At 70.2% G+C, this 20,967-nt stretch carries 20 protein-coding genes and 1 pseudogene (1 of these 21 cut by a window edge); 9 read left to right on the top strand and 12 right to left on the bottom strand.

Translation table 11 applies throughout. From position 1 onward, the window contains the following. The 3 genes from OG504_RS40565 to OG504_RS40555 all read left to right on the top strand — a co-directional run. Positions 1-313, top strand: the final stretch of a protein-coding gene (locus OG504_RS40565) for a sporulation protein (protein ID WP_366494394.1). Its footprint begins 470 nt before the window's first position; only the last 313 of its 783 coding nucleotides appear in the window; its start codon lies off the left edge, out of view; the stop codon is at positions 311-313. A gap of 40 nt (positions 314-353) precedes the next feature. Further along, on the top strand, positions 354-893 hold the full coding sequence (locus OG504_RS40560; protein ID WP_033286431.1) for a YbhB/YbcL family Raf kinase inhibitor-like protein: 540 nt from the start codon (positions 354-356) through the stop codon (positions 891-893). A 145-nt stretch (positions 894-1,038) separates the two neighbouring features. Beyond that, positions 1,039-1,545, top strand: coding sequence for an HNH endonuclease (locus OG504_RS40555; RefSeq protein WP_405994247.1), 507 nt, complete (start codon positions 1,039-1,041; stop codon positions 1,543-1,545). Between the two features lie 114 nt (positions 1,546-1,659). Here the strand turns inward: OG504_RS40555 and OG504_RS40550 are convergent, their stop codons facing one another. From OG504_RS40550 to OG504_RS40540, 3 genes and pseudogenes are all read right to left on the bottom strand, one after another. Beyond that, positions 1,660-2,625: an SPFH domain-containing protein gene (locus OG504_RS40550; RefSeq protein ID WP_266767274.1), complete on the bottom strand. Its 966-nt coding sequence runs from the start codon at positions 2,623-2,625 to the stop codon at positions 1,660-1,662. Between the two features lie 130 nt (positions 2,626-2,755). After that, positions 2,756-3,190: an NfeD family protein gene (locus OG504_RS40545; RefSeq protein WP_033286428.1), complete on the bottom strand. Its 435-nt coding sequence runs from the start codon at positions 3,188-3,190 to the stop codon at positions 2,756-2,758. A 343-nt stretch (positions 3,191-3,533) separates the two neighbouring features. After that, a pseudogene (locus tag OG504_RS40540) lies at positions 3,534-4,058 on the bottom strand (ABC transporter ATP-binding protein); the annotation flags it as partial. Between the two features lie 132 nt (positions 4,059-4,190). On the opposite strand from OG504_RS40540, the gene OG504_RS40535 reads away from it, so the two are divergent. Continuing rightward, positions 4,191-4,979: a hypothetical protein gene (locus tag OG504_RS40535; protein ID WP_405994246.1), complete on the top strand. Its 789-nt coding sequence runs from the start codon at positions 4,191-4,193 to the stop codon at positions 4,977-4,979. Positions 4,980-5,214: 235 nt separating this feature from the next. On the opposite strand, the gene OG504_RS40530 is transcribed toward OG504_RS40535, so the two are convergent. The 4 genes from OG504_RS40530 to OG504_RS40515 form a co-directional block, all read right to left on the bottom strand. Further along, a complete protein-coding gene (locus OG504_RS40530; RefSeq protein WP_033286425.1) occupies positions 5,215-5,454 on the bottom strand; it encodes a chaplin family protein in 240 nt (79 codons plus the stop codon). A 214-nt stretch (positions 5,455-5,668) separates the two neighbouring features. Beyond that, positions 5,669-5,908: a chaplin gene (locus OG504_RS40525; RefSeq protein ID WP_033286424.1), complete on the bottom strand. Its 240-nt coding sequence runs from the start codon at positions 5,906-5,908 to the stop codon at positions 5,669-5,671. A gap of 166 nt (positions 5,909-6,074) precedes the next feature. Continuing rightward, a complete protein-coding gene (locus OG504_RS40520) occupies positions 6,075-6,716 on the bottom strand; it encodes a response regulator transcription factor (protein WP_329246968.1) in 642 nt (213 codons plus the stop codon). Next, positions 6,709-7,854: a GAF domain-containing sensor histidine kinase gene (locus tag OG504_RS40515; protein ID WP_390158376.1), complete on the bottom strand. Its 1,146-nt coding sequence runs from the start codon at positions 7,852-7,854 to the stop codon at positions 6,709-6,711. The genes OG504_RS40520 and OG504_RS40515 overlap by 8 nt, the downstream gene beginning before the upstream one ends. 185 nt (positions 7,855-8,039) lie before the next feature. On the opposite strand from OG504_RS40515, the gene OG504_RS40510 reads away from it, so the two are divergent. From OG504_RS40510 to OG504_RS40500, 3 genes are all read left to right on the top strand, one after another. After that, positions 8,040-8,735: an SDR family NAD(P)-dependent oxidoreductase gene (locus tag OG504_RS40510; protein ID WP_405994245.1), complete on the top strand. Its 696-nt coding sequence runs from the start codon at positions 8,040-8,042 to the stop codon at positions 8,733-8,735. Further along, positions 8,732-10,012 carry an S-adenosylmethionine:tRNA ribosyltransferase-isomerase gene (locus OG504_RS40505; protein ID WP_405994244.1) on the top strand — a complete coding sequence of 427 codons (1,281 nt, stop codon included), beginning with the start codon at positions 8,732-8,734 and terminating at the stop codon, positions 10,010-10,012. Before OG504_RS40510 ends, OG504_RS40505 begins: the two co-directional genes overlap by 4 nt. Before the next feature lie 299 nt (positions 10,013-10,311). After that, entirely contained in the window at positions 10,312-11,067 is a 756-nt protein-coding gene (locus OG504_RS40500; protein WP_405994243.1) for a transglycosylase SLT domain-containing protein, read from the top strand. Positions 11,068-11,169: 102 nt separating this feature from the next. Here the strand turns inward: OG504_RS40500 and OG504_RS40495 are convergent, their stop codons facing one another. Next, positions 11,170-13,689: an FHA domain-containing protein gene (locus OG504_RS40495; protein WP_405994242.1), complete on the bottom strand. Its 2,520-nt coding sequence runs from the start codon at positions 13,687-13,689 to the stop codon at positions 11,170-11,172. Positions 13,690-13,929: 240 nt separating this feature from the next. On the opposite strand from OG504_RS40495, the gene OG504_RS40490 reads away from it, so the two are divergent. Both OG504_RS40490 and serB read left to right on the top strand, forming a co-directional pair. Then, positions 13,930-16,386 carry a streptophobe family protein gene (locus tag OG504_RS40490; RefSeq protein ID WP_405994241.1) on the top strand — a complete coding sequence of 819 codons (2,457 nt, stop codon included), beginning with the start codon at positions 13,930-13,932 and terminating at the stop codon, positions 16,384-16,386. A gap of 601 nt (positions 16,387-16,987) precedes the next feature. Continuing rightward, positions 16,988-18,196 carry a phosphoserine phosphatase SerB gene (serB, locus tag OG504_RS40485; protein ID WP_405994240.1) on the top strand — a complete coding sequence of 403 codons (1,209 nt, stop codon included), beginning with the start codon at positions 16,988-16,990 and terminating at the stop codon, positions 18,194-18,196. Positions 18,197-18,287: 91 nt separating this feature from the next. On the opposite strand, the gene OG504_RS40480 is transcribed toward serB, so the two are convergent. The 4 genes from OG504_RS40480 to OG504_RS40465 all read right to left on the bottom strand — a co-directional run bounded on the left by OG504_RS40480 (position 18,288) and on the right by OG504_RS40465 (position 20,909). Next, a complete protein-coding gene (locus tag OG504_RS40480) occupies positions 18,288-18,854 on the bottom strand; it encodes a SixA phosphatase family protein (protein WP_405994239.1) in 567 nt (188 codons plus the stop codon). 77 nt (positions 18,855-18,931) lie between these two features. Continuing rightward, the gene (locus tag OG504_RS40475) at positions 18,932-19,138 is read right to left on the bottom strand and encodes a hypothetical protein (RefSeq protein WP_405994238.1); all 207 of its coding nucleotides are present in this window, start codon (positions 19,136-19,138) and stop codon (positions 18,932-18,934) included. A 184-nt stretch (positions 19,139-19,322) separates the two neighbouring features. Next, a complete protein-coding gene (locus OG504_RS40470) occupies positions 19,323-19,439 on the bottom strand; it encodes an SGM_5486 family transporter-associated protein (protein ID WP_019060691.1) in 117 nt (38 codons plus the stop codon). 84 nt (positions 19,440-19,523) lie between these two features. Continuing rightward, the gene (locus OG504_RS40465) at positions 19,524-20,909 is read right to left on the bottom strand and encodes a CynX/NimT family MFS transporter (protein WP_405994237.1); all 1,386 of its coding nucleotides are present in this window, start codon (positions 20,907-20,909) and stop codon (positions 19,524-19,526) included. Positions 20,910-20,967: the final 58 nt, after the last annotated feature.

Raw genomic sequence — 20,967 nt, 5'->3', positions numbered from 1 at the left:
CCGGTTCAAGAACGCGGACATGGAGCGCGGTCACATCCGGGGCACGCGGCAGAAGCTGCCGTTCTACCAGGAGATCGAGTTCCAGCCGCCGTCGCAGTACCGCGGGCTGAACCAGGTCGAGCTGAGCTTCGTGGCCGATGAGAACGCGATGGACGTCATCCTGGAGATGGACAAGAAGCCGGGTCTGTTCAGCGAGGGCAGTGACACCTTCCGGTCCTTCCAGGTAGGTCTGCACGACTTCCAGGGCACGGACTGGGCGGCGTACCTCAACCAATGGCTGTCCGAGGTCGGCAGCAAGCGGAACTGGTTCTAGGCTCGGTATCCACTGAAGAAACCGATCAGGAGGTACCGAGGTGACCGAGCTCAAGCGGCGGCCGCTCCCCCATGACTTCCACCCGCCCGTTCCGTCGTTCACGGTGACGAGTGAGGACGTCGAGCCGGGGGCCACGCTCAAGGACGCTCAGGTCTACGCGGCCGGCAACACCTCGCCGCAGCTGCGGTGGGAGGGCTTCCCGCCCGAGACCAAGAGCTTCGCCGTGACCTGCTACGACCCGGACGCCCCTACGGGGAGCGGGTTCTGGCACTGGACGGTGTTCGACATCCCGGCCTCGGTGACCGAGCTGCCTGAGGGTGCGGGCAGCGGCAAATTCGAGGGGCTGCCGGAGGGCGCCGTACAGGTGCGGAACGACTACGGGTCGAAGGACTTCGGGGGTGCCGCGCCGCCGCCCGGGGACGGGTCGCACCGTTATGTGTTCACGGTGTACGCCGTGGATGCGGAGAAACTTGGTCCGGACTCGGACGTTTCTCCCGCGGTCGTCGGTTTCAACCTGCGGTTCCACACGCTGGCGCGTGCCCAGCTGATCGGTGAGTACGAGGTTCCCGCCGAAGACTGACGTTCATGGAACGTTTGCCCGCCTCTGGTCTTGGAATTGATCAGGGGCGGGCATTTTTTATTGCGTTGTCCATCTCGGCGTGCCCGGCCAGAGTTGATCCAAGCCCGCCGCGCGGTGGGCCGGTTGCACATGGGAGGTGGGCTGGATGCGGGACACGCTGGTGCTGAACGCGAGCTTCGAGCCGCTGTCGACGGTGTCGTTGAATCGAGCCGTCGTTCTGGTGCTGCAGGACAAGGCTGTCGTCGAGCAGGCCCACCCCGAACTGCGTATGCGCGGAGCCGAGGTCGATATACCGGTCCCCCGGGTGATCCGGTTGTGCAGGTATGTCAGGGTGCCGTTCCGAAGACAAGCTCCGTGGTCGAGGCGGGGTGTGCTGGTCCGGGACCGGCACCGGTGCGCGTACTGCGGCAGGCGGGCGACGACGGTCGACCACGTGGTGCCGAGGGCGCAGGGCGGTCAGGACTCCTGGCTGAACACGGTGGCGTCCTGCGCGGAGGACAACCACCGCAAGGCGGCGCGGACTCCGGAGCAGGCGGGGATGCCGTTGCTGCGGCATCCGTTCGAGCCGACGCCGGCCGACGCGATGTTGCTCGCGCTGGCGGCCGAGGATTTTGAAGCGCTGCCGGGTTGGTTGGCTCGGGACGCTGCCTGAACTGAGCGCCGTAGGGGCGTGGTTGGTCGTCGGGTGCGCGTCGTGTGTGGCTGATCGCGCAGTTCCCCGCGCCCCTTAGGGGCGCGGGGATTGGCGTAGGTCCAGAAGTGGCCGTCAGTCGATGGACGGCTTCTCGCGGCGTTGGCGTTCCGAATTGCCGCCGGAGTTGCCGGAGTTGCCTCCGTCGTTGCCCGAACCTCCGCCGAACGGGCCCATGTTGCCCATCGCGCCGGAGAGGCCCTTGAGGGCGTCGCCGATCTCGCTGGGGACGATCCAGAGCTTGTTGGCGTCGCCTTCGGCGATCTTCGGGAGCATCTGGAGGTACTGGTAGGAGAGGAGCTTCTGGTCGGCGTCGCCCGCGTGGATCGCCTCGAAGACCGTACGGACGGCCTGGGCTTCACCTTCGGCGCGCAGGGCCGCGGCCTTGGCCTCACCTTCGGCGCGCAGGATCTGGGACTGCTTCTCACCCTCGGCGGTGAGGATCGCGGCCTGGCGCGTGCCCTCCGCGGTGAGGATCGCGGCGCGCTTGTCACGGTCGGCGCGCATCTGCTTCTCCATCGAGTCCTGGATGGAGGTGGGGGGCTCAATTGCCTTGAGTTCGACGCGGTTTACGCGGATGCCCCACTTGCCGGTGGCCTCGTCGAGGACGCCGCGCAGGGCCGCGTTGATCTCCTCGCGGGAGGTCAGCGTCCGCTCCAGGTCCATGCCGCCGATGATGTTGCGGAGCGTGGTGACCGTGAGTTGCTCAATTGCCTGGATGTAGCTGGCCACTTCGTAGGTCGCGGCCCGCGCGTCCGTCACCTGGTAGTAGATGACCGTGTCGATGTTGACGACCAGGTTGTCCTGGGTGATCACCGGCTGCGGCGGGAACGGTACGACCTGTTCGCGCAGGTCGATGCGGTTGCGGATCGTGTCGATGAACGGGACGACGATGTTGAGTCCCGCGTTGAGTGTCCGTGTGTAGCGACCGAATCGCTCCACGATCGCGGCACTTGCCTGCGGGATGACCTGGATCGTCTTGATCAAAGCGATGAAGACCAACACCACCAGGATGATCAAGACGATGATGACCGGTTCCATCGTGCTCCCCGTACCCTTCTCCGCCTCGGCGCTTTCGGAAGATCTTATGGTTGTTGAAGATCTTGCTGGTCGAGTGTGTCAGACCGTCACGCAACTCGTGTGCTGTTCGGTTCAGTTGAGTCCTGCGAGGTCAGATGACGATCGCGGTGGCTCCCTCGATCTCCACGACGTCCACCTCCTGGCCCGGTTCATAGGCCCGGTCGGCGTCGAGCGAGCGGGCCGACCAGATCTCTCCGGCCAGCTTGATCCGGCCGCCGCCGGAGCCGTCGACGCGCTCCAGGACGACGGCCTGTTTGCCCTTCAAGGCATCGATGCCCGTGGCGAGTTGGGGCAGTGTCGAACGGTGTCGGGTCGCGATGGGTCGTACGACCGCGATGAGGGCGACCGAGACGACGACGAAGACGAGGACCTGGACGACGAGGTCCCCGCCGATCCCGGCGGTGCCCGCGGCGGCTACGGCGCCCACGGCGAACATGCCGAACTCCGGCATCGCGGTCACCACGAGAGGAATCCCGAGTGCCGCCGCGCCGACGAGCCACCACACCCATGCGCCGATGTCGTTCACATGGTCAATGGTAGGGCTGCGGGTCCCGTCACGGACAGGGCGCATATGTCCCTACACCCGCTTCTTACAAGGCAGTTCAGGCCATGGGGAGACCGTGTGCGGTCCAGCGGTCGCCGACCTGCTCGACGATGAGCGGGAGACCGAAGCACAACGACAGGTTGCGGGCGGTGAGTTCGAGCTCCAGCGGGCCCGCGGCGAGGACCTTGCCCTGACGGATCATCAGGACGTGGGTGAAGCCGGGGGCGATCTCCTCGACGTGGTGCGTGACCATGATCATGGAGGGGGCGATCGGGTCGCGGGCGAGGCGGCCGAGCCGGCGTACGAGGTCCTCGCGGCCGCCGAGGTCGAGGCCGGCGGCGGGCTCGTCGAGGAGGAGCAGCTCGGGGTCGGTCATCAGGGCGCGGGCGATGAGGGTGCGCTTGCGCTCGCCCTCGGACAGGGTGCCGAACTTGCGGTCCAGGTAGTCGCTCATGCCGAGGCGGTCGAGGAAGGCGCGGGCACGCTGCTCGTCGACGTCCTCGTAGTCCTCGTTCCAGCCTGCGGTCATGCCGTAGGCCGCGGTCAGGACGGTCTGGAGGACGGTCTGGCGCTTGGGAAGCTTCTCGGCCATGGCGATGCCGGCGACGCCGATGCGGGGGCGCAGTTCGAAGACGTCGACCTTGCCGAGGGTCTCGCCGAGGATGGTGGCGGTGCCGCTGCTGGGAAACAGGTAGCTGGACGCGACGTTCAGGAGCGTGGTCTTGCCGGCGCCGTTCGGACCGAGGATGACCCAGCGCTCGCCCTCCTTGACCGACCAGGAGACCTGGTCCACCAGAGCCCGGCCCTCCCGGACCACGGTTACGTCCTCCAGCTCCAGAACATCGCTCATGAGCGCGCTGTCTCCCATTGCATCGTCGGCCTGTCTCGGCTGTCGCGTGCGCCGGTAGGCGCAGCCCTCGAAGAAATCTACGCCACCGGCCGGGCGGTCCATTCCATCGGTCCTGTCCTTAGGGTGGACGCCATGCTTTCGGAACCACGCTCAGGGCGCCTCGCCGCCTGGGGAAATGCCCTGTTGGCCGGACTTGTCTCGCCGGACGACGCCGTACTCGCCATCGTGGGCGAGGACGCCGTGCACCGGGTGGAGGGACTACCGGGCGAGTCGGCACCCGTCGGACTCACCCTCGCACTGGGACGGCTGCGCTCCCTCGGGGCGACCGGCCTGCGGGTGGCCCTGCCCACCTCGGGACACCCACTGGGCCTGAGCGGCCCGCCCGCCTTCAACGCCCGCGCCCTGGAGGCCGAGGAGGCGGTGATCTGCTACGGCGTCGCGCTCGGCCTCGTCCCCGAGGTCTACGAGGCCGGTCCCACCGGTGACGTCCATGTCGAGGTCGTGTGGCACTGCCTGCCGGTGCGGGAGGCGCCGCCCGCCGATGTGCCCTCGCTCGGGGAGGCCGAGCGGGAGCTGGCGGAGGCGCTGCGGGACGCCACGGCGGTGTTGTCGCGCCTCGATGTCGCCGGGTCGGGGCCGGTGGCCGAGGCTGCGGTCGACGCGTATCGCGCGCGGGCGGAGCGGGGGCGGGAGGTGTTGGCGCCGGGGTATCCGCCGCGGGCGGTGCGGGTGCTGGAGCTGGCGCAGCGGGTGGGGCTGCTGGTGTCCGTGGCCTACGAGAACGGGCCCGGGGGTGCGGTGAGCGCGTCCGAGATGGGGGCTCGGGCCGAGGCGTTGCGGCCGGTGGAGCGGACGGCTCGGCGGGCGCAGGTCGCGGCGTACAACTCCGTTGTGGAGGAGCGGGAGAAGGGGGTGCGCTGAATGTTCCGTTGCGTGGGTGCCCTGTGGTGGGGTGGGCGCCGCTAGGGGCTCCGCCCCCCCCAGACCCCCGATCGGCCCTGAAGGGGCCTCGTCCTCAAACGCCGGACGGGCTGAGTATGTGCGGCCTGCGTCGAGAGGTTGCCGGACGGGCTGACCAATGCGGGCCTCTGCTCCAAAAAGAGGGGCCCCACGAGTCGTCGTTGACTCGTGGGGCCCCTCTTCAGTGCTGCGGGCGTCAGTCGTTGATGCCCTTGTTGCCGAACGCGGGGTTCAGCAGGCCGATGACGTTGACGCTGTCGCCGACGACGTTGACCGGGACGTGGACCGGGACCTGGACGGCGTTGCCCGAACCGACACCCGGGGACTTCACGGCCGCGCCGTCGGCACCGGCGTCGGCGAAAGCGGCACCGGCGGAGGCGCCGGCGGCGATACCGGCGACGGTGAGGGCCACAGCGGCCTTCTTGGCGATGTTCATGGGAAGCGTTCCTCCTGCGATTGCGTGACCGACCCGGCCGCGGGTCGTGCGCTGATCAACGCACGGAACGGCGGGAACGGCACGGACATCCGCGTTTGACTGCCCGTTCGGATCATTGGCGCGACAAGCCGACCAGGTGACCAGGTGACGAGCAGACCGGCCTCCCAGGGAGCGCCCTGGGAGGCCGGAGGTCACTGTCGCGGAGCGACGTGCGTCAGCTGTTGACGCCCAGGTTGCCGAAGGCGGGGTTCAGGACGCCGATGACGTTCACGCTGTTGCCGACCGCGTTGACCGGGACGTGCACCGGGACCTGGATGACGTTGCCCGAGCCGACGCCGGGCGAACCGGCGGCCTGGCCGTTCGCCAGACCGTCGGCGGAGGCCAGCCCGGCACCGGCGGCTACCAGCCCGCCGGCCACCATCGTCACGGCCGCTGCCTTCTTCAGGTTCTTCACTTCTGAGCCCTCCTAGCGATCACCGCGGCAGGCGCCGCGGCACGCACTGGAGAACGGCGGAGATCCACGAAGGATGCGCCATTCGGGGGACATTCCCACGACGGTATGAATCTCAGCCCGGAACGGGACGCTCCGTGTTGCCGTCACGCCCCCACTGCGACACCGCTCACCTGGTCAGACCGTGGCGTACGGCGAACAGGGCCGCCTGTGTGCGGTCCGCCAGGTCGAGTTTCATCAGGATGTTCGAGACGTGGGTCTTGACCGTCTTCTCGGAGAGCACCAGGGCGCGGGCTATCTCGCGGTTGGAGCGGCCGTCGGCGATCAGGCCGAGCACCTCGCGCTCCCGCTCCGTGAGCGAACCGCCTCTCCCCTGCCCCGAGTTGGACTCCTCCTGGGACAACAGGACGCCGGCGACCTCGGGTTGGAGCAGGATGTGGCCCGCGTGCACGGAACGGATGGCGCCGGCCAGGGCGTCCGGGTCCACGTCCTTGTAGACGTATCCGGCGGCGCCCGCGCGCAGGGCGGGTATCACCGTGCGCTGTTCGGTGAAGGAGGTGACGATCAACACGCGCGCGGGGTGGTCGAGTTCGCGGAGTCTGCGCAGCGCGTCGATGCCGTCCATGCCCGGCATCTTGACGTCCATGAGGACGACGTCGGGCTTCAACTCCTCGGTGCGGGCGACTCCTTCGGCGCCGTCGGCCGCCTCGCCGACGACCTCGATGTCGTCCTGCACCTCCAGGAAGGTGCGCAGGCCCCGGCGGACGACCTGGTGGTCGTCGACGATGAGCACCTTGATTGGGTCAGCCACCGGGGACCTCCATCTCGATCGTGGTGCCCTTTCCGGGCGCCGATTCCACGGTCAGCGTGCCGCCGACGCCGTTCGTCCGGTCGCGCATGGAGACCAGGCCCAGGTGGCGTCCGGCGCGGCGGATCGACTGGGGTTCGAAGCCGGTGCCGTCGTCGGTGATCCGTAGGACCGCCCCGCAGCCGTGTCGGGCCAGGGTCACGGCGACGTGCTCCGCGCCGGAGTGCCGCAGTGCGTTGTGCAGGGCCTCCTGGGCGACGCGGAGCATGGCCTCCTCCTGGGCCGCGGGCAGGGCGCGGAAGCCGCGGCCCGTGAAGGTCACGCGCGCGGTGTGGGCGCGGTCGAGGACCTGGATCTGAGTGCGGAGGGTGGCGATGAGTCCGTCCTCGTCGAGGGCTGCGGGGCGCAACTCGACCACTGCTGCTCGGAGTTCGTCGGCTGCCTCGGCGGCGAGCGCGGCCACCTGCTGGAGTTCGCCCTTCGCGCGGGACGGGTCGCGGTCCACGAGGGTGGCGGCGGCCTGCGCGGTGAGGCGGAGCGAGAACAGCTTCTGGGCCACCGCGTCGTGCAGTTCGTGTGCCAGGCGGGAGCGTTCCTCGGCGATGGTCAGCTCGCGGCTGCGCTCGTACAGGCGGGCGTTGGTGAGGGCGATGGCCGCGTGCTGGGCGAGGATCGAGAGCAGCTCCTCGTCCTCCTCGGTGAAGCCGCAACTGCCGTCCCGCTTGGGGCAGTTCTTGTTGGCGAGGAACAGCGCGCCGATGACCTCGTCGTCGTCGCGGATGGGCAGGCCCAGGAAGTCGGACATGTCGGGGTGGGCCGAGGGCCAGCCCTCGAAGCGCGGGTCCTTGCGGACGTCGGCGAGGCGCTCGGCCTTGGCCTCGTGCAGCATCGCGGCGAGGATGCCGTGCTGACGCGGGAGCGGGCCGATGGCCTTCCACTGGGCGTCGCTGACGCCGTCGACCACGAACTGGGCGAAGCCGCCGTGGTCGTCGGGGACGCCGAGCGCGGCGTACTGGGCGTCGAGCAGCTCGCGGGCCGAGGCGACGATCGTCTTGAGGACGTCGCGCACCTCGAGATGCCTGCTCATGGCCAGCAGCGCGGAACTCACCGCCGCGAGGCCGGACCGTGGACCTTGACTCATGTCCTCACGGTACCGGCGGGGTGTGACAGTGCGGATCGGGCCGGTGACGGCCGTCTTCTGGTCCGGTGGACCTAGGGCGAAGGGCCCCGGCGGATGCGGCCCGGGTCCGACGCGGCGGGGGCGGTCCCGTTCCTACGTTGGGGGCACGCCGATGGAGGCGTAGTGGACGAGGGGACGTGTGTGTCATGTCGGTAGCGATCATCACGGGGGCGTCCAAGGGACTGGGGCGGGCACTCGCCGAGGCCCTGGCCGCGCGCGGCTGGGACCTGGTGCTCGACGCCAGGACCGAGGACGTACTGAGGGAGACCGCGGAGGCCGTCGCCACGTACGGCACGCGCGTGGAGGCCGTTCCCGGGGACGTCACGGACGCCGCGCACCGGGCCGAGCTGGTGGCCGCGGCGGGGAAGCTGGGCGGCGTCGACCTGCTCGTCAGCAACGCGAGCGCGCTGGGCGCCGAGCCGCTCGTACGTCTTGAGGAGCTGACCCTGGACGGGTTGCGGCGGGCGCTGGAGGTGAACGTGGTGGCCGCCCTGGGCCTGGTCCAGGAGGCGCTGCCGCTGCTGCGGGCCTCGCGGGCGGGTGCGGTGATCGCGGTCAGCTCGGACGCGGCGGCCGAGACCTACGAGACGTGGGGCGGCTACGGGGCGTCCAAGGCGGCCCTCGACCATCTCGCGGCCGTGCTCGCCGCCGAGGAACCCGGGCTGCGGGTCTGGGCGGTCGACCCCGGGGACATGGGCACGGACCTGTACGCGGCGGCGGTACCGGACGACGACGATCCCCGGCCGTCGCCGACTTCCGTGGTGCCGGCCTTTCTACGGCTGCTGGACAAGCGTCCCGCGAGCGGGCGGTACGGTGCGCCGGCCCTCCTGGAGGAGCGATGACCGTGGCTGTGCGGGTCCCGGAGGAACTGTCCGCGCGCGTACCCGTCGAACAGCGCGGGCCCGGGCTCGACCGGGATGCCGTACGACTGCTCGTGTCGCGGGGTACCGAGGTGTCGCATCACGCGTTCGTAGAGCTGCCGCGGCTGCTGCGGGCCGGGGATCTGCTGGTCGTGAACACGTCGCGGACGCTCGCCGCGGCGGTGGACGGGTGGATCGGGCACGCACGCGTGGTGGTGCATTTCTCCACCCGGGGCGATGACGGGCGGTGGGCGGTCGAGCTGCGGGAGCCGGACGGGAAGGGCACCACACGCGCGCGTGCGGGCGGCCCGGCCGGCGTGGAGGTGCGGCTGCCCGAGGGGGTGCGGCTGGTCCTGGAGGAGCCGCTGAGCGGGCGGGGTGAGCGGTTGTGGTGGGGGCGGGTGTCGGGGGTGCGGGTGTCGGCCCCCCGAGCACCGGAGCCTGGGGCGCCGAGGGCTGAAGTCCCGGGGACGGAAGCCTCGGGGCAAGGAGTGCCCAGGCCGGCCGTGCCCTGGACGAGTGCCGCGGAGCCGGAAGGAGTGGGTCCGGACGTGCCCGGGGCGGAGTCGCCGGACTTCGGGACGTGCGGGCCTGGAGCGCCGGTGTCGAGCGTGCCCGCGCTGCTCCGGGAGCATGGGCGGCCCATCCGTTACTCCTATACGGAGCGCGATCAGCCGCTCTCCGTCTACCAGACGGTGTTCTCGCTGCCCACGGAGGACGGGACGGGCAGTGCGGAGATGCCCAGTGCGGCTCGGCCCTTCACGGCGCGGTTGGTGGCGGAGCTGGTGAGTCGGGGAGTTCAGTTCGCGCCGATCACCCTCCACACCGGCGTGGCCTCGGCCGAGGTGCACGAGCCGCCGTATCCGGAGCGGTTCGCGGTGTCGGAGGTGTCGGCCCGGTTGATCAACGCGGCCCGGGCCGGGGACGGGCGGGTCATCGCGGTCGGGACCACCGCTGTGCGGGCCGTCGAGTCCGCCGCCGGCGCCGACGGGGTCGTACGCGCGCGTGCTGGGTGGACGGATCTCGTCGTGACCCCGGAGCGGGGCGTACGGGTCGTGGACGGGCTACTGACGGGGCTGCACGAGCCCGAGGCCTCGCATCTGCTGATGCTGGAGGCGGTCGCCGGGCGGGCCGCCGTAGGCCGCAGTTATGAGGAGGCGCTGCGCGGGCTCTACCTGTGGCACGAGTTCGGGGACGTGCATCTCATCCTCCCGGAGGAGGGTCCTCACTCGGTGCGTTGCTCCCGCAACTGCGGGTGAGGTTGGTGTGCGGTCGATGTGAGCCCGCACATAGGGCGCAGATCACGTACTAACGGACATAGGAGATATGGGCGCCCCACTTGAGCGGGACAGACGGTCCCGTCTGTCCCGTTTTGCCCTGGACCGGTCAACTACCCGGGATCGTACGTCACACCTTTGCCAGGGGTTTTTGCGGCCGCTAAGAATTGCAGCCGTCGCTCAGCGCCGCGGATCTCCTCCGCGGCGTTTGTGCCGGAAGCACCCGCGTCCCCCGCCGGACGGTGAGCGACCTCCGCGCAATTCGAAGAGGTCCATCCGCCATGCCCAAGAACTCGAACACTCCTGGTCATAGTCGCCTGACCAAGCTGACGAAGCAGCACAAGATCGCGCTCGCCGGTGTCGCCACGCTCGGTGCCGCCGCCCTCGCCTTCTCCGCGGTGCCCAGCGACGCGGGGACGACCACGAGCGACGCCGCGACCTCGACGAAGATCGCGTACAGCACGGAGCCCATCAAGGGCGTCAAGGCCAGCGTCACCGACCAGCTCGCCGGTGCCGGTGTGAAGACCGAGGCGATCCAGGCCAAGGCCGACGCCAAGGCGAAGGCGGCGAAGGCCAAGGCGGACGCCGCCGCGAAGAAGAAGGCCGCCGCCGAAGCCGCCGCCAAGAAGAAGGCGGAGGCCGCGCGCAAGGCCAAGAAGGCCGCGAGCCGCTCCACCGAGCGCGTCAAGATCCAGCCCGTCGCCGCGACGACGTACTCCAACAACCTCAACGGCTGGATCAACCACGCCCTGGCGATCATGAAGCAGAAGGGCATCCCGGGCTCGTACAACGGCCTGTACAAGAACATCATGCGGGAGTCCTCGGGCAACCCCAGCGCGATCAACGGCTGGGACGTCAACGCGGTCAACGGCACCCCGTCGATCGGTCTGCTCCAGGTCATCCAGCCGACGTTCAACGCGTACCACGTGTCCGGTACCTCGACGAACATCTACGACCCGGTCGCCAACATCACCGCCGCGGCGAACTACGCGGCCGACCGGTACGGCTCGATCGACAACGTCAACAGCGCGTACTGAGACGCGTACTGAGGCCTCCGGCGGACCTCTGGGTCTCGGTATCGACGCCGAAGGGCGGCACCCGTGTGAGGGGTGCCGCCCTTCGGCGTCGTACGGGAAGAACTACTTGCGCATGACCTCGGGCTCGTGGCGGCGCAGGAAGCGGGCCACGAAGAAGCCGCAGATCACGCCGAGGGCGATCAGGGCGGCCATGTCCATGCCCCAGGCGCCGACGGTGTGCTCCCACAGCGGGTCGGTGGCGTCGCCGGGCTTGGGCGGGCTGATCTTGTTGAAGTCCAGCGTGGCGCCCGCGGCGCCGACCGCCCAGCGCGACGGCATCAGGTACGAGAACTGGTTGACGCCGACCGCGCCGTTCAGGGTGAACAGGCAGCCGGTGAACACGACCTGGATGATCGCGAACATGACCAGCAGGGGCATGGTCTTCTCGGCCGTCTTCACCAGCGAGGAGATGATCAGGCCGAACATCATCGCGGTGAAGCCGAGGCCCATGATCGGGATGCAGAGCTCGAACATGGTCTGGCTGCCGAGGACCAGGCCCTGCTTGGGGATCTCGCGGCTGGCGAAGCCGATGACACCGACCATCAGGCCCTGCAGCGCGGTGATCACACCGAGCACGAACACCTTGGACATCAGATACGCGGAACGGGACAGGCCGGTGGCGCGCTCCCGTTCGTAGATGACCCGTTCCTTGATCAGCTCACGGACGGAGTTGGCCGCGCCGGCGAAGCAGGCGCCGACCGCGAGGATCAGCAGGACCGTGGTGGCCGTGCCGTTCGGGATGATGGTGCCGTTCGCCCGGGCCGGGTTGGGCAGCAGGCTGTTGCCCGAGTCGATGAGCAGGCTCACCGCGCCCAGGACGCCCGGCAGGATCACCATCAGCGCCAGGAAGCCCTTGTCGGAGGCGATCACCGCGACATAGCGGCGCACCAGCGTGACGAACTGCGACATCCAGCCCTGCGGCTTCGGCGGCTTCATCGCCTGCATCGGCGGCATCTGTACGGACTGCGGTGCGATCGCGTCGATGTCCGCTGCGTACATCTGGTAGTGCTGCGAGCCCTTCCAGCGGCCCGCCCAGTCGTAGTCGCGGTAGTTCTCGAAGGCGGAGAAGACGTCGGCCCAGGTGTCGTAGCCGAAGAAGTTCAGTGCTTCCTCGGGCGGCCCGAAGTAGGCGACGCTGCCGCCCGGTGCCATCACCAACAGCTTGTCGCAGATCGCCAGTTCGGCCACGGAGTGGGTGACGACGAGGACCGTGCGGCCGTCGTCGGCGAGGCCGCGCAGCAGCTGCATGACATCGCGGTCCATGCCCGGGTCCAGGCCCGAGGTGGGCTCGTCCAGGAAGATCAGCGAGGGCTTGGTGAGGAGTTCCAGGGCCACCGAGACGCGCTTGCGCTGGCCGCCGGACAGGGAGGTGATCTTCTTCTCTTTGTGGATGTCGAGCTTCAGCTCGCGCAGCACCTCGTCGATACGGGCCTCACGCTCGGCGCCGGTGGTGTCGGCGGGGAAGCGCAGCTTGGCCGCGTACTTGAGGGCCTTCTTGACGGTCAGTTCCTTGTGCAGGATGTCGTCCTGCGGGACCAGGCCGATGCGCTGGCGCAGCTCGGCGAACTGCTTGTAGAGGTTCCGGTTGTCGTAGAGGACGTCGCCCTGGTTGGCGGGCCGGTAGCCGGTGAGCGCCTTGAGCAGGGTCGACTTGCCGGAGCCGGACGGGCCGATGACCGCGATCAGCGACTTCTCCGGTACGCCGAAGGAGACGTCCTTGAGGATCTGCTTGCCGCCGTCGACCTCGACGGTCAAGTGCCGTGCGGAGAAGGAGACTTCACCGGTGTCGACGAACTCCTCGAGCCGGTCCCCGACCAGGCGGAACGTGGAGTGGCCGACGCCGACGATGTCGTTCGGGCCGAGCAGCGCGGAGCCGCCCTTGGTGATCGGCTGGCCGTTGACGTACGTGCCGTTGTGCGAGCCGAGGTCACGGATCTCGAAGCGGCCGTCGGGCGTCGCGTGGAACTCGGCGTGGTGGCGCGAGACTTGGAGGTCGGAGACCACCAACTCGTTCTCCAGCGCACGGCCGATGCGCATCACGCGGCCCAGCGAGAACTGGTGGAACGTGGTCGGGCTGCGGTCGCCGTAGACCGACGGCGCCCCCGCGCCGACGCCGGATCCCTGCTGCGGCGGAATGTTCGCGGCGGCCGCCGGCGGCTGGTAACGCTGCTGCTCAGGCGTCTGCGCCGGGGCCTGCTGCGGCGGTGCCTGCTGCGCCCAGCCGGGGCCCGCGCCCTGTGCGGCGTACGGCTGTTGCTGCGGCTGGGCCTGCGGGGTCGCGACGGCCGCCGCGGCGCCGGACAGGTTCAGGCGCGGGCCGTCGGTCGCGTTGCCCAGGTACACGGACGAGCCGGGGCCGATCTCCATCTGATGGATGCGTTGGCCCTGCACGAACGTGCCGTTGGTGCTGCCGTGGTCGTCGATGACCCAACTCCGGCCGCCCCAGCTGATCGTGGCGTGCCGCCAGGAGACCCTGGCGTCGTCGACCACGACGTCCCCCTGCGGATCACGTCCGAGGGTGTAGGACCTGGACGCGTCGAGCGTCCAGGTCCGTCCATTCAATTCCAGTACGAGTTCCGGCACTCCATGCCCCACTGAGTAGTCCCCCGAGTTACCCCCATCACAGGGAGTCTAGGGATGGCGAACATCGTCGGGAACTATTTCAGGCTGCACCCCCTGACCGAAAGTCGGGCCTTGTGAAGACCACGTCCGTACGCTTCCGTCGGTTCCGTTGACGGGGTGGAAACCGGCCCGGAGAGTGGTAATCCACGCGAGGGGGACATGCGTGGTGTCCGCACCGCGCCGCGGATCGGGGGGTCTGCCATGAGCTCAGCGACGAGTGTCAGGACGGCGAACTACGACACGAGGGTGCCCTGGATCGATGTCCTGCTGTCCGCGATCGCAGCGGTGAGTTGGGCGCTCATAGGCATGGCGGGCACGGCCGCGCTCGGCCTGCACCTGCTGGGCGCCGACGCGACGGGCTCACTCGGCCCGATGACAGCGGCAGTTGTGGCCCTGGGAGCGGGCGGTTCGGTCACCCCGACCGGCGACGTGTCGGCCTTCGGCCTGACCGGCGCCCAGGCGACCACAGCCGTCACGATCACCCCGCTGGGCGTGAGCCTGGTGGGCGCCCTCCTGCTGTCGTACTTCTTCCTACGGTCCTTGCGGGCGGCCGGAGTTGTGATCTCCCCGGCCGAACTCCTCGCGCGCGCGGGCTCGGTGATCGCGCTCTTCGTGGCGATGCTGGGCGGGCTGGCCTGGGCGGGCCACGACGTCATCACGATCGACGGCAGCAAGCTGGGCCTGGACAAACTGACGGGCGGCGGCGGTAGCGGCGGCGGGGTGAACATCCCCGGCCTGGGCGACATCGGTGACATCGGCGGGCTGCTCCCGGGCAAGATCAGCGACCTGGTCAAGGCGAAGGCGGCGGTCGGCTTCACGGTCGACACGGCACCGACGCTGCTGGGCGGTCTGGCCTGGTCGGCGGGCATCCTCCTGATCGCCCTGCTGGCCTCGCGCCGCACCCCCCTCCCCCGTGGCTGGGAGCCCGTCCACCGCGTCGTACGCCCGGCCGCGTCCGCCCTCGTCACTGTCCTGCTGGTCGCGGTGGCGGCGGGCCTCGCGGCGGCGGCGTACGCGGCGATCGGCGACGACCACCCGAAACGCATCGCGGGCGCGGCGCTGTTGGGCGCCCCCAACGGAGTCTGGCTCGGCATCCCGATCGGCCTCTTCGTCCCCTGGGACGGCAGGGCAACGGGCGAACTCGCGAAGCTCCTCCCCCACCCCCTCGACGACCTCCTGAGCGTGAAGTCCGACCAGCCGGTGACGTTGGGGCGACTGGCCGAACTGGACGGCCGGGTTTGGCTGTTGGGGGTTGCGGCGGCATTGATGATGTTGCTGGCGGGGGTGTTGACGGCGGTGCGGACGCCCTTGGGAGCGGGGGCGGGGGGTGGCTCCGCCAGTGGTGGTGCGGGGGGTCGCGGGAGTGCTCTCGGTTTTGCCGGGCGGTGTGCTGTTCGCCTGGGGGTCGTCACCGCGCTGACGTTGCCGTTGCTGGCCTGGCTGACGGATGTGTCGGTGGATGCGTCGCTGTCGGTACTGGGGTTCGACGCGTTCGGCGCGGGGATCGAGCTGCACGGGCATCTGGGCATGGCGTTGGTGCTGGGCGCGGTGTGGGGTGCGGGGGCGGGGGGCGTCGGGGGGCTCCTCGCGTACGCGACCGGGGCTGCGGGGAGGCAGGCATCGCGGTTGGCACGGGGTGACTTGGGGACGCCGGGTCCGGATCCGGGGTCGAGGACTGGGACGGGTTCAGGGTCGGGGTCGGATGCCTGGGCGCCGGGGCGGCCGGGGTATCCGGAGCATGCGCAGGCTGCGGGCGGTGCGGGACAGGCAGGGCATCCGGAGAACGCCGGGGACCCGGGTCCCTACGTGCCGAGTTCGCCTTACCGCGCGCCGAACCCTGCGACCAACCCGTATCTGCAACTGCCGGATGAGCTACGGCAACCGGAGGACGGTCGGCCGTCGCCGCCTGGTAGGGCTTGGCCCGGTGGGAAGTCGCCGGGGCAGAGGGGTGAGGCGAGGTCCAGGGGGGCGGGATCTGGTGGTGCGGGGCCCGGTGGCTCGGGACCTGGTGGTTCGGGGACTGGCGATGCAGGGCCGGGTGGTGGGGTTTGGTCCGGTGGACCTGGGTGGCCGCCGGATGCGGGGTCACCTCAGGGAGGCGGTCGGCCGCCTGGCGGAGGCCCACAGGGCTCAAGTGCCGCGCAACCGCCGGAAGGCGCGGGCCCCGGCGGCAGGCCCCGGCCCCGCGGACCAGCCTGGCCACCGGACGCCGGATCGCCGACGGAGGTCGCATGGCCGCCCAATGCGCGGTCACCGCAGGAAGGTGGTCGGCCGCCCGGCGGAGGCTCACGGCCCGGTCGTGCCCCTCAACCTCCGGGAAACGCAGGGCAGTTCGGGGCCGACCCGGGGCCCGGAGCCGTAGGGGCCGGTGGAGTCGGTCCGTACTCCGGGAGCTCGCAGCCGGCCGGAGCCGTCCCGCCGGACGACGGCACTCGCCCCCACGACGGCCCGCAGCCGCCCGGCATCCCTTCGCCGCCCGCCGACATGTACGGCGCTCCGACCATGGCCCAGTCCTACGAGCCCCCGTCCCGGCCGCCTCGGCGTCGGCCCGGGTCACGTTCACGGGACTGGCCGGAGGGCGACTCGGACGGTGGGCAGCAACCTCCTCCCCCGCCACCGGCGCCGCCCCCTCCGGGGAAGCCCAAGGGCCGACGGTGATCCACATCCACGTCGAGTGAGCCCTCTTCAGCGCCCGGCGCGGCCTGCCCCGCACCGGGTGAGCCGTAGGTGGCGTCGGGCAGCGTGCGAGTAGGGGCGCCCTCATAGGCAAACGGCCCGGATACCCGGCGGACCGTGCCCTGCGCCGGGTGAGTCGTGGGCGGTGCCGCGCAGCGTGCGGGTGGCCGCGCCCCCATCAACCAACGGCCTAGATACCCGGCGGACCCTGCCCTGCGCCGGGAGTGCCGTGGGCGGTGCCGCGCAGCGTGCGGGTATCGGCGCCCCGTGGACCAACGGCCCCGTACCCGGCGCCCCACCCGTCCGGACGTATCCCCCGCATCCGGCCCCCCACCAGTCACCCCTCGCCCAACGACCAGCCGACTCCTGATCGGCACTCCACCTCACCGCGATCACATCAACACACCTCCTGACCGCCCCTCAGCCCACTCCAGACCACCCTTGGCTCACTCCAGACCACCACCCCGCCCCTCCGTGATCGCTCCGTAAGATTCGCGCCACCGACCCGACACCCACTGTTCCGTGTCCGCTGGGCGGACCTCTGCGGCATAAGGCACTCCGTGCCGGATACGGTGGGTACACCATGAGCGCTTCGCAGACCTCTGACGTCCCCACTCTCCTCGTCAAGATCTTCGGCAAGGACAGGCCGGGCATCACGGCCGGACTCTTCGACACCCTCGCCGCCTACTCCGTCGACGTGGTCGACATCGAGCAGGTCGTCACGCGTGGCCGGATGGTGCTGTGCGCACTCGTGACGCCGCCGTCCGCCGGGCTCGAAGGGGATCTGCGGGCCACCGTGCACAGCTGGGCCGAGTCGATGAAGATGCAGGCCGAGATCATCTCCGGCCTCGGCGACAACCGGCCGCGTGGACTGGGCCGTTCACTCGTGACCGTCCTCGGCCACCCCCTCACCGCGGAGTCCACCGCCGCGATCGCCGCCCGTATCACCAAGGCCGGCGGCAACATCGACCGAATCTTCCGGCTCGCCAAGTACCCCGTGACAGCGGTCGAGTTCGCGGTGTCCGGCGTGGAGACCGAGCCCCTGCGCACCGCCCTCGTCACGCACGCGGCGACGTTCGGCGTCGACATCGCCGTCGTGGCGGCGGGGCTGCACCGGCGGGCCCAGCGTCTCGTCGTCATGGACGTCGACTCCACGCTCATCCAGGACGAGGTCATCGAACTCTTCGCCGCACACGCCGGCTGCGAGGACGAGGTCGCCGAGGTCACCGCCGCCGCGATGCGCGGGGAGCTGGACTTCGAGCAGTCGCTGCACGCGCGTGTGGCGTTGCTGAAGGGGCTGGACGCCTCGGTCGTCGACAAGGTGCGCAGCGAGGTACGCCTGACGCCGGGCGCCCGCACCCTCATCCGTACGCTCAAGCGCCTCGGCTACCAAGTCGGCGTCGTGTCAGGCGGGTTCACCCAGGTCACCGACGACCTCAAGGACCGGCTCGGGCTCGACTTCGCCCAGGCCAACACTCTGGAGATCACCGACGGCAAGCTGACCGGCAAGGTCACCGGCGAGATCGTCGACCGCGCGGGCAAGGCACGGCTGCTGCGCCGCTTCGCCGCCGAGGCGGGCGTACCGCTCGCGCAGACCGTGGCGATCGGCGACGGCGCCAACGACCTGGACATGCTCAACGCGGCCGGTCTCGGTGTCGCCTTCAACGCGAAGCCGGTCGTACGGCAGGCCGCGCACACCGCGGTGAACGTGCCGTTCCTCGACACCGTGCTGTACCTGCTGGGCGTCACCCGCGAAGAGGTCGAGGCCGCGGACACCCACGACGAGGACTGACCAGGACCTCCACTGCCTTCGGGGGCCCGGCACCACACGGTGCCGGGCCCCCTGTCGTACACGGTCAGTTCCGACTACTTGGACACGTGGACTACTCCGACGGCGCCCAGTAGTCGTCCAGTGTGGCCACACCCGGCTCCAGCGACTTCCAGGAACCGGTGAAGGACAGCACGGCGAAACCGGCGGCCGCGAACCCCCGCTGCTTCAGCCACTCACGGGCCTCGCCGCTGCCTGCACCGGTGTCCGTACCGGTCTCGGCACCGGTGTCAGCGCTGGTGTCCGCTCCAGGGAGGATCTCCGCCAGGCCCTGCACGCTCGGGTTGTGGCCGACGAGGATCACGTTCCGCGCGTCGTCCGGCGTCTCGTTCAGCACCGCGATCAGCTCGCCCGGAGAGGCCTCGTAGAGCCGCTCCTCGTAGACGGTTTTCGGCCGGTGCGCGAGTTCGTGGACGGCGAGCTTCCAGGTCTCCCGGGTCCGGACCGCGGTGGAGCAGAGGGCCAGATCGAAGGGGATGCCGGTGTCGGCCAGCCTGCTTCCGGCGGTGGCCGCGTCCAGGCGACCGCGCTCAGCGAGCGGTCGCTCGTGATCGGTCACCTCGGGCCAGTCGGCTTTCGCATGCCGGAAGAGGACAATCCTGCGGGATTCTGCGACGCTCATGGGATCCAGCTTCGCATGAAACAGGCCATGGGGCGCAGGGAGTTGACGGCGCCGCTCCGCAGGTGCTCAGCGGGTGCTCAGCGGGCTATGAGCTGCTGCACGCGCTCGAACAGATGGGTGATCATCGGGTCCGAGGCCGCCGCTTGCGCGTCCGTCGGGTTGAGCATCATCACGAGCAGCACGCCGAACGCGAGCGCCGGCAGGGCGAGGGCCCACCACGGCAGCCTGATGTCGACGCCGCCCGTGGTCGCCGGGAGGGGCCGGGTGTGCGTAGGGGCCGACATGGATGCCTCCGCTGGTCTCCGAGTGGTCCGCGATCCGCTTCTCGCGGTCACACCTCGAAGTTACGGAACGCGCGGCCCCCAACCCATCCGGAGATCCACCCACTTGACCCTGAGCCTCACCCCCTAGGGGATGGTGGGGACAACCCCACCATCGGCCCGCGGAGGCACGTTCAGGGGCGCACGGTCACGGCGACGCGATGGTCGCGATGATGGCGATGACGATGAAGATGGCGAAGAACGAGCCGAAGACGATGAGCATCTTCCGCTGGCCGTTCTGAGGGTTCGGGTCGAGCACTGGCATACGGCCAGTCTCGCACCCTTCGTCCGCACCGGATCCGCCGGGGTGAGGTCGTGCGGGGTGACGTCGGCAGGGGCCCGGGCGGACTCAGCGGGCCGCCTCGTCCTCCACCGTGCGGTTGCGGCCCGCGAGGACGCCCACGGCCATCTGCGGGACCATCAGGCCGGCCATGAGGGCGATCGGCAGTCCCCAGCCGCCGCTGTGCTGGTAGAGCACACCGACCAGGAGCGGCCCCGGGATGGAGATCAGATACCCGGTGCTCTGCGCGAAGGCCGACAGCTGGGCGACGCCCGCACCCGTCCTGGCCCGCATCCCGACCATCGTCAGGGCCAGCGGGAAGGAGCAGTTGGCGATGCCGAGCAGTACCGCCCAGGCCCACGCGCCACCGGCCGGCGCGAGGTACAGGCCCGCGTATCCGACGAGACCGCAGACACCGAGGGCGATCACGATCGGGCCCTGCCGGGGCAGCCGGGTGGCCAGCCGCGGGATGACGAAGGCCAGCGGCACGCCCATCACCATGGTGACGGCCAGCAGCAGCCCGGCGGTGCCCGCGGAGACCCCCGCGTCCCGGAAGATCTGCGCCATCCACCCCATCGTGATGTACGCGGCGGTGGCCTGGAGCCCGAAGAACACGGCGAGCGCCCATGCGGTACGGCTACGGGTGATCCGCAGCACCGGCTGCACCTGCTCGGCCTCCCGCGCGCGGGAGGACCGTTCCCCGGATGCCTCCGGTCCGGAGGACGCCCCCCGGTGTCGTACGAGAGCGATCCACGGCAGTACGGCCGCGGCGGCCAGCGCTGCCCACACGGCGAGGCCGGAGCGCCAACTGCCGCCCAGGGCATCGGTGATGGGCACGGTGACCGCGGCGGCGGACGCCGTTCCGAGGGCCAGGGCCATCGAGTACAGGCCGGTCATCGAGCCGACCCGGTCGGGGAACCAGCGCTTGACGATCACCGGCATCAGGACGTTGCTGACCGCGATGCCCATGAGCGCGAGCGCGCTGCCGATCAGGAAGCCGGTCGTGCCGCCTATGTAGGGCCGTACGAGCAGGCCCGCGGTGATGAGGACCATGCCCGCGCAGACCACCGCGGCGGGGCCGAAGCGGCGGGCGAGGCGCGGGGCCATGACGCCGAAGAGGGCGAAGCACAGTGGGGGCACGGAGGTGAGCAGTCCGGCGACGCTGCCGCTCATGCCGAGCCCGTCGCGGACCTCTTCGAGGAGGGCGCCGAGGCTGGTGATGGCGGGGCGGAGGTTCAGCGCGGCCAGCACGATGCCGACGGCGAACAGACGGGTCGTCCACGCGCGCGTGGACGCTTTCCCGGTCTGCTCCCCGGTCTGCTCCCCGGTCTGCCTCCCGGTCCGCTCTCCTGTCCGCGCCGGGGAGTCGCTCGCGGCGGAGCTGCCGACGTTGCCGCTGACGTTCGTCGTGGACTTCAGTGTCCGGGTTTCCTCGCTTGCCATGCCGCCCATCATAGAATGATGGGATGATTGGTTGTCCATCCCCGGGTGGCCCGCTCCCGCCCCGCACATG

It is taken from the genome of Streptomyces sp. NBC_00986 (assembly GCF_045162565.1).
Classification (GTDB): domain Bacteria; phylum Actinomycetota; class Actinomycetes; order Streptomycetales; family Streptomycetaceae; genus Streptomyces.
Note: the sequence above shows the minus strand (reverse complement) of the source record. Positions and strands in the feature narration are given on the sequence as shown.